12 protein-coding genes and 1 pseudogene are annotated in these 16,636 nt (G+C 40.7%); 3 read left to right on the top strand and 10 right to left on the bottom strand.

The annotated features are described in order from the left end of the window. Window positions 1-49: 49 nt before the first annotated feature. The gene (gene pcaU / locus AC07U8_RS05950; RefSeq protein WP_270386125.1) at window positions 50-874 is read left to right on the top strand and encodes an IclR family transcriptional regulator PcaU; all 825 of its coding nucleotides are present in this window, start codon (window positions 50-52) and stop codon (window positions 872-874) included. 131 nt (window positions 875-1,005) lie between these two features. Here pcaU and AC07U8_RS05945 read toward each other — a convergent pair whose 3' ends face one another. The 9 genes and pseudogenes from AC07U8_RS05945 to AC07U8_RS05905 form a co-directional block, all read right to left on the bottom strand. After that, complete coding sequence (locus AC07U8_RS05945) at window positions 1,006-2,049, bottom strand: carboxymuconolactone decarboxylase family protein (protein ID WP_270386124.1); 1,044 nt, start codon at window positions 2,047-2,049, stop codon at window positions 1,006-1,008. Between the two features lie 749 nt (window positions 2,050-2,798). Next, window positions 2,799-3,255 (bottom strand): annotated as a pseudogene (locus tag AC07U8_RS05940) (molybdenum cofactor biosynthesis protein MoaE); the annotation flags it as partial. A gap of 1 nt (window position 3,256) precedes the next feature. Continuing rightward, window positions 3,257-3,499 (bottom strand): MoaD/ThiS family protein, encoded by a 243-nt coding sequence (locus tag AC07U8_RS05935; RefSeq protein WP_270386128.1) that lies wholly within the window; start codon window positions 3,497-3,499, stop codon window positions 3,257-3,259. Window positions 3,500-3,578: 79 nt separating this feature from the next. Continuing rightward, complete coding sequence (moaA, locus tag AC07U8_RS05930; RefSeq protein WP_494737497.1) at window positions 3,579-4,688, bottom strand: GTP 3',8-cyclase MoaA; 1,110 nt, start codon at window positions 4,686-4,688, stop codon at window positions 3,579-3,581. 184 nt (window positions 4,689-4,872) lie between these two features. Further along, complete coding sequence (gene mobA / locus AC07U8_RS05925; RefSeq protein ID WP_270386121.1) at window positions 4,873-5,508, bottom strand: molybdenum cofactor guanylyltransferase; 636 nt, start codon at window positions 5,506-5,508, stop codon at window positions 4,873-4,875. Next, a complete protein-coding gene (locus AC07U8_RS05920; RefSeq protein WP_270386120.1) occupies window positions 5,505-8,300 on the bottom strand; it encodes a nitrate reductase in 2,796 nt (931 codons plus the stop codon). The genes mobA and AC07U8_RS05920 overlap by 4 nt, the downstream gene beginning before the upstream one ends. Before the next feature lie 97 nt (window positions 8,301-8,397). After that, window positions 8,398-10,023, bottom strand: coding sequence for a nitrite reductase small subunit NirD (nirD, locus tag AC07U8_RS05915; protein ID WP_270386119.1), 1,626 nt, complete (start codon window positions 10,021-10,023; stop codon window positions 8,398-8,400). A gap of 92 nt (window positions 10,024-10,115) precedes the next feature. Then, window positions 10,116-12,662, bottom strand: coding sequence for a nitrite reductase large subunit NirB (nirB, locus tag AC07U8_RS05910; RefSeq protein ID WP_270386118.1), 2,547 nt, complete (start codon window positions 12,660-12,662; stop codon window positions 10,116-10,118). A 35-nt stretch (window positions 12,663-12,697) separates the two neighbouring features. Beyond that, window positions 12,698-14,074 (bottom strand): MFS transporter, encoded by a 1,377-nt coding sequence (locus AC07U8_RS05905; protein WP_004819891.1) that lies wholly within the window; start codon window positions 14,072-14,074, stop codon window positions 12,698-12,700. A 430-nt stretch (window positions 14,075-14,504) separates the two neighbouring features. On the opposite strand from AC07U8_RS05905, the gene AC07U8_RS05900 reads away from it, so the two are divergent. Further along, complete coding sequence (locus AC07U8_RS05900; protein WP_270386117.1) at window positions 14,505-15,092, top strand: ANTAR domain-containing response regulator; 588 nt, start codon at window positions 14,505-14,507, stop codon at window positions 15,090-15,092. A gap of 3 nt (window positions 15,093-15,095) precedes the next feature. Continuing rightward, window positions 15,096-16,088: an ABC transporter substrate-binding protein gene (locus AC07U8_RS05895; RefSeq protein WP_494737496.1), complete on the top strand. Its 993-nt coding sequence runs from the start codon at window positions 15,096-15,098 to the stop codon at window positions 16,086-16,088. A 112-nt stretch (window positions 16,089-16,200) separates the two neighbouring features. On the opposite strand, the gene AC07U8_RS05890 is transcribed toward AC07U8_RS05895, so the two are convergent. Beyond that, on the bottom strand, window positions 16,201-16,635 hold the full coding sequence (locus tag AC07U8_RS05890; RefSeq protein ID WP_034613965.1) for an excinuclease: 435 nt from the start codon (window positions 16,633-16,635) through the stop codon (window positions 16,201-16,203). Window position 16,636 lies beyond the last annotated feature (1 nt).

Genomic DNA, 16,636 nt, shown 5'->3' with positions numbered 1-16,636 from the left:
CGGTTTAAAATAATTTTATGGAATCTGATTTAAAATAAGGATCTGCGTTATGGACAATGACCAAAAAAAAACCACCCGATTTATCCATCATACTGAAAATAAAAAGATCATTCGCCATGAGGATTTTATTGCAGGGATTGCAAAAGGTTTGGCGATTTTGGAATGTTTTGGACCTGAACGGCATCGTTTTAACATCAGCACGGCAGCTGAGAAAACAGGAATGACCCGTGCCGCAGCGCGTCGCCATTTACTAACATTAGAATACTTAGGCTATTTAGACTTTGACGGACATTATTATTATTTAACCCCGAAAATTCTCAAGTTCTCTGGCGCTTATTTAGATGGTTCCCCTTTACCTAAAATTTGCCAACCCTTATTAAATTTATTGACCAACCAAACCTCGCTGATTTATTCCGTAATGGTTCTCGATGGTTATGAAGCGATTACTATTGCACGGAGTGCTGCACACCAACAAACAGACCGAGTTAATCCCTATGGCTTACATTTAGGCAATCGTCTAGCTGCGCATGCAACCTCTGCGGGGAAAATTTTATTGGCGCATTTAACGATTGAAGAACAAAAACAGTGGCTGACCCAATATCCATTAAAGCGTTTCACTAAATACACCCATACAGAAAGTGCTGCCTTTATAGAATTACTGCATGAGATTAAAGAACAAGATTGGTGTTATTCCTGTGAAGAACACGAATTGGGGGTGCATGCTGTGGCAGTTCCGATTTATGACTCAAATGCGGTTGTTGTTGCCGCACTCAATATTGTCTCCCCCACTATACGCACCACCAAAGATTATTTAATTACGCATATCTTGCCGTTACTGCAAGAAACAGCACGAGATTTACGCCAAGTGATTTAGCATCTGTTGAGATAACTAATTTATGGGAGTTTCAAGAATGCTCCCTTGATCGATCTATAACGACAGTGCATTTAAATAGATCAACTCATCGGCATCAATGAAACTTGAAAATACAGTAAATACGCATAGCTTTAATTGTTTTGATTTTTCATACGCTCTGCCAATACTTCTTTGAGCACATGCATTCCATTTATGGCTGATGGAAAACCTGAATAGACGGTCATCAAAAGCATGATTTCTTTTATTTCAATTTCGGTCAGTCCAATGTTTAGACCCGCATTAATATGAAATTTCAATTGTGGTTGTGCTGTCCCCAACGCAGTTAATGCTGAAATCGTGGCGATTTGTCTGTACTTTTTGCTTAAATTATCTCTTGAAAAAATGTCAGCATAACCATATTCAAGCGTGAATTTTACCAATTCAGGTGAAAAAGTATTATAAGCCGCTTTTAATCGTTCAACTTGACGACTGTCCAAATTAGATAATTCTTGTTCACCCAATTTTAATCGATTGGTTTGCTTGGCTTTACTTGCTGCTTTTCCGATTTGATCTTTAATTCCGTGTTTTTCTCTTTCTGCTAAAACCTCTTTTAAAGCATTCATTGCATTGATACTACTTGGAAAACCTGAATAAACAGACATTTGTAAAATCACTTCTTTGACTTCATTAATCGAACTTCCAGTATTTAATGCGCCATTTATATGAACTTTTAACTGTGGTTGCGCATTCCCCATAGCTGTCAAGGCAGACACAACGGCAATTTCTTTGGATTTTAAGTCAAGTCCATCTCTTGAATAAACATCGCCGAAAGCATATTCAATGATATATGTTCCTAAATCAGGCGAAATATCTTTTAGGCTATTAATAACTTTTTCGCCTGCTTCTCCATCAATTTCTTTGAGTTTGTCCCAACCGCGTTTATATCTGTTTAGCTGTATTTCATTTTCAGCAGGTTTTTCAAAACTATTGTTTTTTTGATTACTCACACGCTCTACTCCTAAAATTTGACCAGCTGATTTAATTCCAACAATATCGAATGTCGTCGACTTAGCCAAAAGTCCATCAATAACAGTATGATCTACAGTTGTTTTAGAGCCAATATGCTGAACAGCCTGTACAGATATGACTCCTCCAAAATATAAAGTTGAAACTAAAATTAAGTGTTTGAATAACATTATTTTTCCTCTTTTCAGTATGGTTTAAAATAATGGAGCAATTGCTTTCTCTGAGGGTCAAATGATTGCTCATCATCTTTTTTGTATAGATCTATTGTGGTGCTTGCCCGAGGGTATGTTTAATATTACTGTTCAGTGAATTGATCTGTTTTTCTTAGATATATGTATTGTTGTTTGACTTACTGGATATGATTGAAAGCGTTCAATGAAAAAATATATAAGATTTTTTAACCAAATCCAAGGTTAAAAATTATTTATTATGTAGAAAAATTAAAAAATAAGCATAATGAATCACGTTCAAAATAATAAACGTGCTTTTGTTGTTGAGTGTACTTTCAATATTGAGATAAAAAATTCATGGGAGTTTCAAGGATGCTCCCCTGATTCATATACATCACCTGTGTAATCGTATGACGAGATCTTTTACATGGCAAAATATATTTTGTGAAGAAGACACTTTACCAAGTTGCTAAATATGTTTTACATATGCCATTGATAAATTGTCTGTTCACACTGTTTGCGAAATAACACGTGCTGTTCTCGTTCATGATCCTGTTGTTGACTGCTGTGTTCTGAATGCGTGTGTCCTAAATGTACAGATGTGAAATGACCTACTAAAGAATGCTGAGGTTGAGGGTGATTGTGCTGAGATGAATGGTGCTGAGATAAATGGTCATCAGAAGCGCCATGTTCATGTTTACAAATATGTTGGCTAGATAAATCCTGTTGTATTGGCAGATCCTGCTCCATATCATCTTTTCGAATACAACAACCCGCAACATATTGGCTCGTGCCATCCAGATAAAACTCTTCTTTCCATACGGGAACCTCATGTTTTACTCGTTCTACGGCTTCTTCACAGGCAGCAAATGCTTCACGGCGATGCGCTGCATAAGCAATCGCAATAATGGCTTTTTCACCGATGTTTAAAGCACCAATACGATGAATAACCCGTACATAAGCCACCGTAAATTTTTGTTGAACCTCTTGTTCAATTTGACGAATCATTTTTTCTGAAACAGGTGCATAGGCAGTATATTTCAACGCTTTGACTGCTTTGCCTTCATGGTGATTACGTACTGTTCCAATAAAGATGCCAATACCTCCGCATTCAGGAAAGTCTTGAATCGGATCAAAACTGTCTTGGCTTAAAGGAGTATCCTGAATTCTGTTGAATTGTTTAAGCGTCTGTACAAATGTATGCATATCAACCTCCCGCAACAGGTGACAGTAAAACCACGGTGCTGTCCGATGTTAATAAGGTCTGACGTGGAATAATGTCTTCGCCCATTGCACATGCACAACGCTCAAGCATGTTTCCTGCATGTGGATAAGCACGTACCACATAATCCAAAACATCCGAAATCCTCATTTCAGACTCACATTGCAGGGTTAAATCATTCGGCAGTAAACGTTCAATTGCACCAAAGCATTCAATTTTTACAGTCATCTGCTGCTGAATATTTTTGAATTGATTGGCAATATTTGCCGAGTCTGGTGTATTTAGAATGGTAAATTGATCTGACATATTAACCTCCAATCATGTACATACTGATTTTTCGAGATGATGAATGTTTTGATTTTGGCTGTTGATAAATCTCATCAAAGCCTTGTTTTTTCTGCCAAATATAATCTGATAAAGTATCTTGTAATTGTCGATGCTGTGGCGAATCTAATGTTATTGGCGAATATACAGCTGCATTTGGTGAACTGATTTGTGCTAATTGGAGAGGCTCTAAAACAGGGAAATCCTGATCCAATGCCTTAATTTGCGCTTTGAGGCTGATCCCCTTTGGCGCAAATAGACAATTATAAAAATCACCTTGTGCAGTTAAGCGTACACGGTCACATGTGCCACAAAATGAATTGGTAATGGTCGAAATGATGCCAATCGGATAACCATCAATAAAATACTGCCGTGCAGGCTCGGAAGACTGTCCTTGCTGTAAAGTGACAACAAAGTCCTGCTTTAATTGAGCTAAAATTTCTTGCTCACTGACAATATTAGCTTGCGACCAAAGACCAGCACCATCCAAAGGCATAAATTCAATAAATCGCACGGTAAAATGGTGTTGAATCGACCAGTGTGCTAAGGGCAAAATCTGATCATCATTGATGCCTTTGATCAATACAGCATTGATCTTGATCTTAAAGCCTGCTTGTTGTGCTGCGACAATGCCCGCTAACACGGGATGTAATTCTTTTTGAGTCAGTGCCTTAAATTGTGCTGGATCTAGACTATCCAGACTGATATTCAAGTCATCTAAACCCGCTTGTTTTAACTGGCTTGCGTATTGTTTAAGATAGTGTGCATTGCTGGTCATTGAAATACGTTTAAGCCCCAGCTTTCTTAATTTTTGTAGCTCATCAATAAAGTGCACCACACCTTGACGCATTAACGGCTCACCACCAGTGATCCGAATCTGTTCAATACCATGTCGCACCATAAACTCACAAAACACATAAAGTTCTTCAAAACTGAGTAAATCGTGTTTTTTCATCCATTCAGGATGTTCGGGCATACAATAGACACACTTAAAATTACAGCGATCTGTCACTGAAATTCGGAGTTTACGCTTGCTACGACCATATTGATCGACAAAAGCCGTACCCACTTCGTATTGTGTCATTGCGTTCATTTACACATCCCAAGCACGATTTAAATTCAAGATTGTTTAAAATTTAAAATCTGCGCTATTTTATTGATCTTGAAATTGCAAAAAGTGTTCCAACTTTGATCATTCACCAATGCGCTTCAGCTAAAACCTGCTCGAATTCTCTCAAAAATAGAGATTTGCAAAAAACGAGTCCAAACCAAGCCAATCAATGTAAAAACTTGAGCTGTTGATATTGCTGTAATTCGTCCAAAGAATTGATGCTGTGAAAAAACAGTGCATAATTTTCAAATAACGCTTCCTGAGCGTGCAAATCAGAAAAACATGCCTTTAAACTACGTTGTCCTTGTTCAAGATGAGTGCAGATTTGATTTAAAGCACTGCGCTTTAACAAGCAAAATGGATATAAGGCTTTGCCATTGATATTGACATAAGCCACTTGTGCTAAGGGATGACCCGCTAAAGCCATATGTAAGCTTTCAAGAACACCAGGTGGAATAAAGGTCACATCACAGGGCACAAAAAGTACATAGTCAGATGTCACATAAGACCAGGCACTCTTTATTCCCATCAGCGGGCCATAAAAGCCTTTTTCATCATCCTGATAGCAATACAAACTGGGAATAAGTTTTTGATAAATTGAATAATCACGGTGGCTATTGACCCAAATTTGCGCGACTCGATTTTTTAGTTGTTGATGGATCTTAATTAGTTGAATTTGATCATCAAACTTCTGTAACAGTTTATTGATTCCATTCATACGCCTTGCCTGACCACCCGCAAGAATGACAAGATCAGTTTGTGGATATTGGCTCGGTCTTCTCGGTTTTATGAATCTTTTCATTGTGTAAGCTCCGCTTGACAGGCTTTAATCAATCCGCGAATTTCAGGTAGACATGAACCACAATTACCACCTGCTTTTAAACATGCAGTCACTTGTTTTTCATGATTGATATTGTTTTCTTTAATGGTTTGAATAATTCGATTTTTACCCACTTTAAAGCAACTACACACCAACGGCCCATCACTATTGCCCATCGACATGGCTTGTCCAGCAAGTAAGGCTTTACGATGCATCGCACTTAAACGATCACGTTTAAATAAGCTGGCAACCCAATCACGATCAGGCAATAAGGCTTTGGGTGCGATATATAAACTTGCAATAAGGCGACCTTCTTTTAACACCACACTATGGCTGATATGTGCAGTTTGATCTTCCAAGTTCAGCCACTCAAAACTCTCATCTTCAAAGGGTAAAAGTTGTTTGAGATGTTGAGTGGTTTGGGTAAAACGACGACGATCCGCCAATTCATAGCGCACTGCTTTGGCGGTCTGAATTTTTGTCCACCACACCGTATTTTCGATGCTATTTTTAACAATATGTTCATACCCTTCACGGACATAAAATACCCCTTGCCACTGGGTATAAAATGGCTGAATCAGCACAGGGGTATGTTTGAATTCCGGCTCGCCTGAAATTGCATCCACTACAGGATTGACCACTTTGCCAATACGGGCATCCGAAGCAAATTGATCATTCCAATGAATCGGGGCGAAAATTTGTCCACGGCGGATATTGTCACTGAGTACAGCACGTAAGACACAATTGCCCCAAGCCGATTTGATTTCGACCAATTCGCCTTCTTTCAAGCCATATTTCAATGCATCATTGGGGTGAATTTCACAAAAGGGTTCTGCTTTATGGGTGCTTAAATTGGCAGATAAACCTGTGCGGGTCATGGTGTGCCACTGATCTCGAATCCGTCCTGTATTGAGAATTAAAGGATATTCAGTATTGCTTTGATGGACTGGATTTATCGCCATCGTGGCAATAAATTTAGCTTTGCCATCTGCATGGCTAAACTGCCCCTGTGAAAACAATTGTGCGTATGCATGCTCAGCCTGATTGCGCATGATCACAGGCCATTGAATGGGCGCCAATTGATCATATTCATCCAATGTAAGATCAGTTAAACCTTGTAAATTGAAGTAACGAAAGCTTTGTGTATTTGATCGCGCATTAATCTCTGCGTTTTGATAGGCAGATAACTGTGCATGTTCTTTAAAAATCTCGTGACTATTTGCAAAATCAAAGCCAGTAAATCCAAGCTTTTTAGCCACTTGTGCCACAGCCCACCAATCCGCGTTGGCCTGCTCAGGTGGGTCTAAAAAAGCACGTTGTCGTGAAATACGGCGTTCTGAATTGGTGACCGTACCATCCTTTTCCCCCCACCCCAATGCGGGTAAGAGCACATCGGCAAACTGAGTGGTGTCGGTATCTTTACAAATATCAGAGACCACAACAAACTCACAACTGTTTAAAGCACGTTTGACCTGATCGGCATTGGGGAGGCTGACCACCGGATTGGTCGCCATAATCCAAATGGCTTTAATCTTGCCACTTTCCACTGCTTCAAAAAGATCAACGGCTTTTAATCCAACGTGTTTGGCAATGCTTGGACTGTTCCAAAAACTTTGCACAAGCTGTTGATGTTGTTGATTGTCTAAGTCCATGTGTGCTGCCAGCATATTGGCAAGACCACCCACTTCACGCCCACCCATTGCATTAGGTTGTCCTGTTATAGAGAACGGTGCTGCGCCCAACTTTCCAATTTTACCCGTCAACAAATGACAATTAATGATGCTATTGGCTTTGTCCACACCACGTGAAGACTGGTTTACCCCCATTGAAAATAGGGTCATGACTTTTTCAGTTTGGGCAAACTTTTCAAAAAAGAGCTGGAGTTTTTCTAGCGAAATTCCTGTTTTCACTGCAACATCTTGGATATCTGTTTCAGCTTGCGAACTTTTTAGTGCCGTATCTAGCCCTTGGGTATGAGCCTCAACAAATGCGCTATCCGCATAACCCTGTTGATGTAAATATTGTAATAACCCATTAAACAAGGAAACATCTTGACCAATCAAAATAGGCAAATGCAAATCAGCTGCTTCACATGTGGCAGTAAAGCGTGGATCTATCACCACCACAAATAAATCACTTTGCTTTTGTTGTCTTAATTCTTTGGCTTTCATGATGCGTTGATACATCACGGGATGACACCATGCTGTATTTGAACCGACCAAAATCACCATATCAGTATGTTCAAAATCATCATAACTTGCAGGTACTAGATCCTCACCAAAAGCACGCTTATGTGCGGCAACCGCCGAAGACATACACAATCTTGAATTGGTATCGATATTGGCTGTGCCCAAATAGCCTTTAACGAATTTATTTACCACATAATAGTCTTCCGTCAACAACTGACCCGAAACATAAAATGCGACACTGTCACGACCATATTGCTCGATATAGTGTTGGAATTTATTGGCAATTAAATCTGTTGCGCTATCCCAATCTGTGACTTGCTGATGGGGATGACGCCCAAGCATCGGATGTAAAACACGTGTGCCCAACCCCAGCGTATCGGCTAAATTACTGCCTTTAATACACAGTTTCCCGTAATTCGAGGGATGATTGACATCGCCAACCACAGACACTTTTTGTCCTAGCGTGGTGTCTTGCACTGTTGCTGTGACACCACAGCCTACACCACAGTAAGGACAAGTGGTTTGTGTGCTTATGATCTTATGTTCTGTGGAGCTAGGCAGTTCCATTACAGGGATACTATTCATTGCTGCTGTGCTCCTCAATGCTATACATTCACTTAAATATGACTTTCATTTTTAATCTCCCCCTGCTGTTAAAATGAAGAGGGTTAAGCGATATAAATCAGCCTGCTTTTTTTAATGCAAAATCCCGACCAAATAACAATTTATTGCGAATCGAAGAAATTGGGGTTTGATCAGCAATCAATTCAGCGTACCAAGTACCATCCTCTGTATCACCAAACAGTACTGCACCCACGACTTTATCTTTTTGAATAATAATGCGTTTGTAGATTTGGCGTTTTTCATCATTCAGAATAATGTCTTCGAAATCTTCTAGCGGTTGACTGTTTTCTAAATCAATGCGGCCTGCTGAAAAAACATCACAACCACTGACTTTTAACTGGGTTGGAACAGTCGGTGCTTTAAAGGTCAAACTGCCGTGTTCAGCCAAATGTGATGCACAGATAAAGGCTTGACCCCATAAAGGTTCTACCAAACCAAACGTTTGGTTACGATGCTCAATACATTCACCCACTGCATAAATACTTGGATCATAGGTTTGCATGGTGTCATTGACCAACACACCGCGATTACAGCGTAAACCCGCGCTTTGTGCCAAAGCCATATTTGGGCGAATACCCACGGCAAAAACCACCAGATCTGCATCTAAAAGCGTGCCATCTTTTAACCGAACCTGGGTGACATGACCATTTTCACCGAGTAATTCTTCTGTATTGGCTTCGGTGATGATCGGAATGCCCTTTTGCTCAATTGCTGTTTTCAACATTTGACTGGCTTTGGCATCAAGTTGGCGATCCATAATGCGATCCATCAAATGCAAAACCGTCACATTCATACCACGTTGCTTTAAACCATATGCGGCTTCTAGCCCCAATAGACCACCACCAATCACCACGGCATTGTTTTTAGATTTGCAGTAGTCGAGCATATTATTGACATCATAAATATCACGAAAGCTCAACACGCCATCTAAATCTGAGCCTTTGACTGGTGGAATAAATGGTTTTGAACCCGTTGCTAAAATCAAACGGTCATAGCTCACCACCACACCTTTTGCGGTATAGACCTGCTTACGCGGACGGTCAATACGTACCGCAGCATCACCCGCAATAAAGCGAATATTTTTCTCGGCATACCATGAATGGGGATGTAGCATAATGTCATCAATGGTTTTATCCCCTGATAAGACAGGCGACAGCATAATCCGGTTATAGTTACCCCAAGGCTCCTCACCAATCACCGTCACTTCATAACGATCAGGTGCCATATCCAACAAATCTTCCAAGCAACGCATGCCTGCCAATCCGTTCCCCACCAGAACTAAATTGATTTTTTCCTGAGCCGTACCATTATTGGTGATATAAGTTTTTTGTGGGGTTGGACTGACCCAAACCCGACCATTTTCAATTTTGCTTGGAAAAACCAATAATTTTTGATCTTTGTCTTCTAAACAACGGCCTGTTGCTAAACTAAAATGTTGCTTATAAATCGGTGATGCAACTACACGTTCACCTTGTAAATCACCAATAATTCCACGCGACATCACAAAGGCTTTGCTAAATGGGTCTTGGTTGCTCAGCGCATATACACGCTTTTCACTGCCTACCCGAAAAATAGCCACTTGTTGTTGTCCGAGTAATGCGCCTACACCTGTATTGGGCGTAATGTCTTGTAATGCACAAATATCCAGCCAGTCGAGTTCATTCATATCTTTTAAAATGGTCATTGTATTTATCCTTTTAACACCGTTGATCAGATCTTCCACGAGACTTGTTTTTAAGCTGTGGAATAAGGCCAATAAACCCAGTGTTCATATGTTTATGCTTCAACTACAGGAATACGGCTCTGATCACGTTCTGATTCAGTTTTTGGGCGAATTTGCCCACGGACTTGGGCAAACTGAATATGTGGATCTTGCTGTTGCTCAGCTTTGGCATTAATAAAGGTCACAAAACGTTTACGTACTTCAGGATCTTCCACCGCAGTGCGCCATTCGTCTTGATAAGTGCCGACCACATGGCTCATTCGACGTTCAAGTTCAGCAGCAACCCCTAAGGAATCATGCACAACAACATCTTTAAGATAATCCAAACCACCTTCCATATTGTCACGCCATACTGAAGTCCGTTGTAAACGATCCGCTGTTTGGATATAGAACATAAAAAAGCGGTCGATATATTGAATTAAAGTTTGCGTATCTAGGTCAGAAGCTAAAAGTTCTGCATGGCGAGGTTTCATTCCCCCATTGCCACAAACATATAAGTTCCAGCCTTTTTCAGTGGCAATCACCCCAACATCTTTGCTTTGTGCTTCGGCACACTCACGGGTACAGCCCGAAACTGCCATTTTTAATTTATGTGGGGAACGTAAACCTTTGTAGCGATTTTCAAGGAAGATGGCTAAACCGACCGAGTCATCGACACCATAACGACACCATGTGCTCCCAACACAAGATTTAACGGTACGTAATGACTTGCCATAGGCATGACCAGACTCAAACCCCGCATTGATCAGCTTTTCCCAAATTTCTGGCAATTGATGGACTTGTGCTCCAAATAAGTCTACCCGTTGCCCACCGGTTAGCTTGGTATATAAACCATATTCTTTGGCAATCTGACCGACTGCAATCAAACCATCTGGCGTCACTTCACCGCCTGCCATACGTGGTACAACAGAATAAGAACCATCTTTTTGAATATTGCCTAGATAGTAGTCGTTACTGTCTTGCAACCCAGCATGATTTGCGGTGAGAACAAAGTCATTCCAGCAAGATGCCAAGATATTGGCCGCTGTTGGTTTGCAAATATCACAACCTAAACCATGCCCATGTTGTTGAATCAAATCATCAAAGCTTTTAATTTCATTGACCCGTACCAAGTGATACAACTCTTGGCGTGAGTAAGCAAAGTGTTCACAAAGATGATTATTGACCGTTACCCCTTGGCGTTGTAATTCAGATTTTAAAACTTGGGTCACTAAGGGTGCACATCCACCACATGCGGTTGCGGCTTTGGTACATTTTTTTAATGCACCTAATGAGGTCGAACCCTCGGCAATTGCACTACAGATATCGGCTTTAGACACGTTATTACATGAACAAATCGTGGCACTGTCTGGCAATAAATCTACACCACTACCTCCCACTTTTGCTGAAGATTGCGCATAGCCCGGCATGATTAAACTTTCTGGATTTTCAGGTATAGCCAGTCCATTGAGCATCATTTGCAATAAGTCGTTATATTCTTTGGCGCAACCAACCAGTACCGCACCTAGTAACTGGGTTTTCTCTGCATTGACCACGATCTTTTTATAGACCATTGCATCTTCATCAGCATAGAAATAGCTCAATGCATTTGCAGTCATGGCATGCGCATCGCCTACCGATGCCACATCGACACCCATCAGTTTTAGCTTGGTGCTCATGTCTGCGCCAGCAAATGTAGGGCAACTTTGTTGCATCACATGTTTTGCCGCAATCCGTGCCATGTCATAGCCAGGCGCCACTAAACCATAAATTTTATTGTTCCATAAGGCACATTCACCAATTGCATATACGTCTGCATCTGAGGTTTGGCAGTAATCATTGATCACGATACCGCCACGTTCACCTAAAGCTAAACCACTTTGGCGCGCCAATTCATCACGTGGGCGAATCCCTGCGGAAAATAAAATAATATCTGTTTCAAGTTCTGAACCATCTGCAAACTTCATCACATGGGTGCTATTCACACCGTCTTCTATAGCCGAAGTGGCCTTTTGGGTATGGACTTTCACACCTAAATTTTCAATCTTGGCGCGTAAAACTTTACCGCCCAAATCATCAATTTGTACTGCCATTAAACGGGGGGCAAATTCAACAACATGGGTTTCCAAGTCTAAATCACGAAGCGCTTTGGCCGCTTCCAAACCCAGTAAACCACCGCCAATCACCACACCTGATTTTGCCGATAAACTCGCTGCCCGAATCGCATCCAAGTCATCAATAGTACGGTAAACAAAACAGTTGCTGCGGTCGTGACCTGAAATTGGCGGAACAAAAGCATAGGAACCCGTCGCAAGCACCAATTTGTCATAGCCAATCACATCGCCATGATTGGTGGTGATGCATTTATTACGGGTATCTATATCCGTGGCTTTGGTGTTTAAGCGCAGATCGATACCATAAGCATCGGCAAAGTCAGCACGACAGAGGGTTAAATCTTTGGCAGACTTGCCTGTAAAATATTCGGTCAAATGCACACGGTCATAGGCTAAACGGGGCTCTTCTGCCAAAATCGTGATTTCAACTTCATCACCTGCATGTTCCAGCACAGATTCAATAAATTTGTGCCCAACCATTCCATGACCAATCATCACTAATTTCATATCGATTCTCCTTAATTCTTGCTGTTGTTATTCAATTAAGTCGCACTGTTTTGTTTAAGACTTACAGCATTTTGTTCCATGCTATTTCGCTCAAGCACTGCAGCTTCAAATAACTTTTGCTCTTTCTCTTTATGTTCAACCGAGAAACGGATCATCAATACACAACTTGCAGCAATCACCACCAAACCACCTAAAACCATCAGCGTCGTTTGAATATCCAACATGCCTTTTAATAAGAAACCAGCAGCAACAGCACCGACATTACCGCCTGCACCGATAATGCCAGCCACACCACCCAAAGCATCACGATCAATAAATGGAACCAGTGCATAGGTCGCACCGCAAGCCATATGGGTAAATAAAGCAAATACGGTCATGACCAAAATCGCCAGAATTGCGGTATTCATTTGAGAAAAGACAATCAGAAATACGCCTTCTAACAGGATCATGGCAAACAATACTTTAGTACGGCCATCGAGACCTTTTTTAGTCGCCACCTTGTCTGAAACAATACCGCCAAGTGCACGGGCAAACAGCGCCAGTAAGCCAAAAATCCCTGCGGCCATACCCGCTTCTTTTAAACCAAATTTGAAATGATCTACGTAGTACATTGCGACAATGTTGTGAATAAAAATTTCGATACCAAAACAAGCTGCATAAGCACCGAACAGAATCCAAACACGATAGTTTTTTGCAGCATGCAGTAAAATCGCCATACCACCTTTTTTATCACTGCCCACATGCAGACCTTGTGCACGAAGTTCTTTAAAATCACCTTGTGGGCAATCTTGCGTAAACTTCCAATACATTGCACCGACGATTAACATCAGCACACCAGGTACAATCAGTGCAATTCTCCAGCCCATGGCTTGTTCAACCCCAAACATCACCAATGCGGCAAGCATCAATGGCATCAAGGCTTGAGTTGCGCCACCGCCCGCATTGCCCCAACCAGCGGTGGTTGCATTTGCAGTTCCCACCACATTTGGCGCAAACATAATACTGGTGTGATATTGCGTGATGACAAAGCTGGCACCAATTGCACCTATCAATAGACGGAAAAATAGAAAGGATTCATAACTATTGGCAGATGCCACACCAAATACAGGGATACTGCCGATAATCAGTAATGCGGTATAGGTTTTACGCGGACCGTATTTGTCGCATAAGGGACCCACGATCAGACGGACTAAAATCGTGATGGCCACCGCGGCAATATTGATATTGGCAATTTGATCTTTAGTCAGATGGAATTCACCTGCAATCACAGGCATTAACGGCGCACAAGCAAACCATGCAAAGAAACAGACAAAAAAGGCGAGCCAACTCATATGGAAGGCCCGCATTGCTGCGCTGCTAAAATTGAAAAGATGAATCTTTGTTGCTTTTTTCGCATCTAAATTTGAAGACATAGCTTCGATCTCCTGAACTGAACGTATATAAGTTGCTGTTATGCACGAGGCATATCAGTAACGATCAGAACGGACGTCGTTGGCCGTCTTACAAATTTTGAAAGTCTTCTTTGACTTGATTAAATATATGCATGGTTCATGCCAATTTTATATTTTTGACTGTTTATGGTTTTATTTTGCTTGAATACTCAGTACTTATGATTAAATGATCGTACCTAGATTGCACAATAAAACGTCACACTGTTGATCAGTGCATCTAAAATGTAAGCCATAAAACTGCATGTTTAGGAAGCAAATTGCGTCAATAAAGTGCATCACATTTCTTTAACATCCTGCGGCTATGCTTTAAACAGCAATTTTAACCAGAGATATTGGCATCTAAATTGCTTATATGCTGAAAGTTCATGTCAGGACATACTTGAGTAGCGACATGCCAAAATTAAGAATTGCCCTGATCGATGATGATATAGAGCGGGCATCTTTTATCAAATCCTCTTTAATCGAACATGGTTTCGAGGTGGTCGCATGTCTGATGATTGACCATTTAAACAGTACCGATCTTCAACAATTACATGCCGATGTAATTTTGCTGGATATGGACCATCCACAACGAGATATTATTGAAAGCTGTGTAAGTCAGTTTGATTTGCCCACTGTGCTTTTCACTAAAAACTCGCAAAAAGACACCATCAAAAGTGCCATTGAAGCGGGTGTAACCGCCTATATTGTCGATGGGATTGATCCTGAAAAACTGGAAAGTATTTTAGAAATTTCGATTGAGCAATTTAAAAAACATAAAAAACTGTTAAAAGATCTCAATGAAACCAAATGTAAACTGGCAGACCGTAAAGATATTGAAAAAGCCAAAGTGATGCTGATGCAAATGCATCAAATTAAAGAAGAACAAGCCTTCAGTTTGTTACGAAAAAATGCCATGAGTCACCGTATCACCATGGGGGAAATGGCAAGAAAGTTAATCGACGCCCAAGCCTTGCTCCAAGCTAATTTCAAGGAATAAACAATGCATACACTTGAAACCACAGACATTCAATTAGGCTATATTCCTTTATTGGATTGCACTGCAATACTTTGGGCACACCATCAAGGCTATTTTACCGAGCAAGGTCTGAATGTTACGTTGGTAAAAGAGCCTTCATGGGCCAGTCTACGTGACCGTTTAGCTTTTGGTATTTTAGATGCCGCACATTGTCTTTCTGCCATGCTTCCCGCTGCTGCAACAGGTAATGATCAACTGGGCATTCCCTTACAGACCGCATTGGTGTTGAGTACCAATCGCGCATTTATCAGCTTGAGTCAAAAATTGTGTTATGAGTTAAAAATTCACACGCAAGATACTGCGCAAGCGTCAGCAGTGAAAGTGGTTCAAGCCTTAAAACAAGGCGATAAAATACAACTGGCTCATGTGTTTAAACAGTCCATCCACCATTATTGTTTAAGAGAATGGTTGGCTTTGGCAGACCCAGATTTGGCAAAAAAATATCAACCCTCCACACTGCCCCCTTCCTATATGGTGGATGCGATTTCATCACAACTGATTGATGGATTCTGTGTCGGTGAACCTTGGAATATCCAAGCGCAGATTGAAGGTTATAGTTATGTGATTGCTGAGAGTAAACAGATTATTCCTGAAGTCGCGGATAAAGTTTTGGCGACCACCCATGAATGGGCAAACAAACATCCGAATACCTTAAATGCATTGCAGACGGCGATTCAGCAAGCACAGCATGATTTAAGCACCTTGCAATCACTGCAACCTATATGGCACATGTTAGAAGACAGCGAGATTATCCGCTTCAACTGTTCACATTTGGTGCATACCTATGCGTTTCATAAAATACAAAATATTATTCGTTCTTTTGGGACACAGGAGCGACCTAAACCAGATGATTTTGAATGGATTATTCAACAAATGTGCAAATGGGATAACTTAGAACTGGATACGGCACAAATCAAAAACATTTCGGCACAATGCACGGGACATTTAAATGAATAGGCTAATGAAATTTTTAATCGTTAAATATTATTTTTTTAATAGATTCAAAAGTATGAGCCAATGTCCATATCTTATTCTAAAAGATTACTAGACATTGGCACATGTTTACAGCTTAGAATTTAACGATATCGCCTTTTAAAGCCACACTCGCAAGTGCTGTACCTTTATAACATTGATATGTGGTGGTGTTTTTTGATTCATTTGCTTTGAAATAGCTCACAATATTGGTCACTGCGTTAGCACCTTTGTCTTTTGCTGCGCTTTGCAATTGGATCAATGCTGAACGTAATACATGATCACAAGCCTTTTCCGCAGACTTTCCAAAACCATTGGTTTTTTTATTGCTGACAACCGCTTTTTCTAAAACTTGACCGCCAGATTTAGTCCCAGCAAGATAAAATTTTACCGATCCATCTAAAAATCCATCAGCCACAGCTTGATCTACAGCTGCTTTAAAATTGAGATTATGAACAGTGTCCGCAGCCTGTGCAGAGACGATTCCAGCAAAGCATAAAGTTGAAGCAACAACCAAGTGTTTAAATGACATC

The organism is Acinetobacter sp. GW821-FHT01E09 (assembly GCF_059422385.1).
This window is presented reverse-complemented; position numbering and strand designations above follow the sequence as displayed.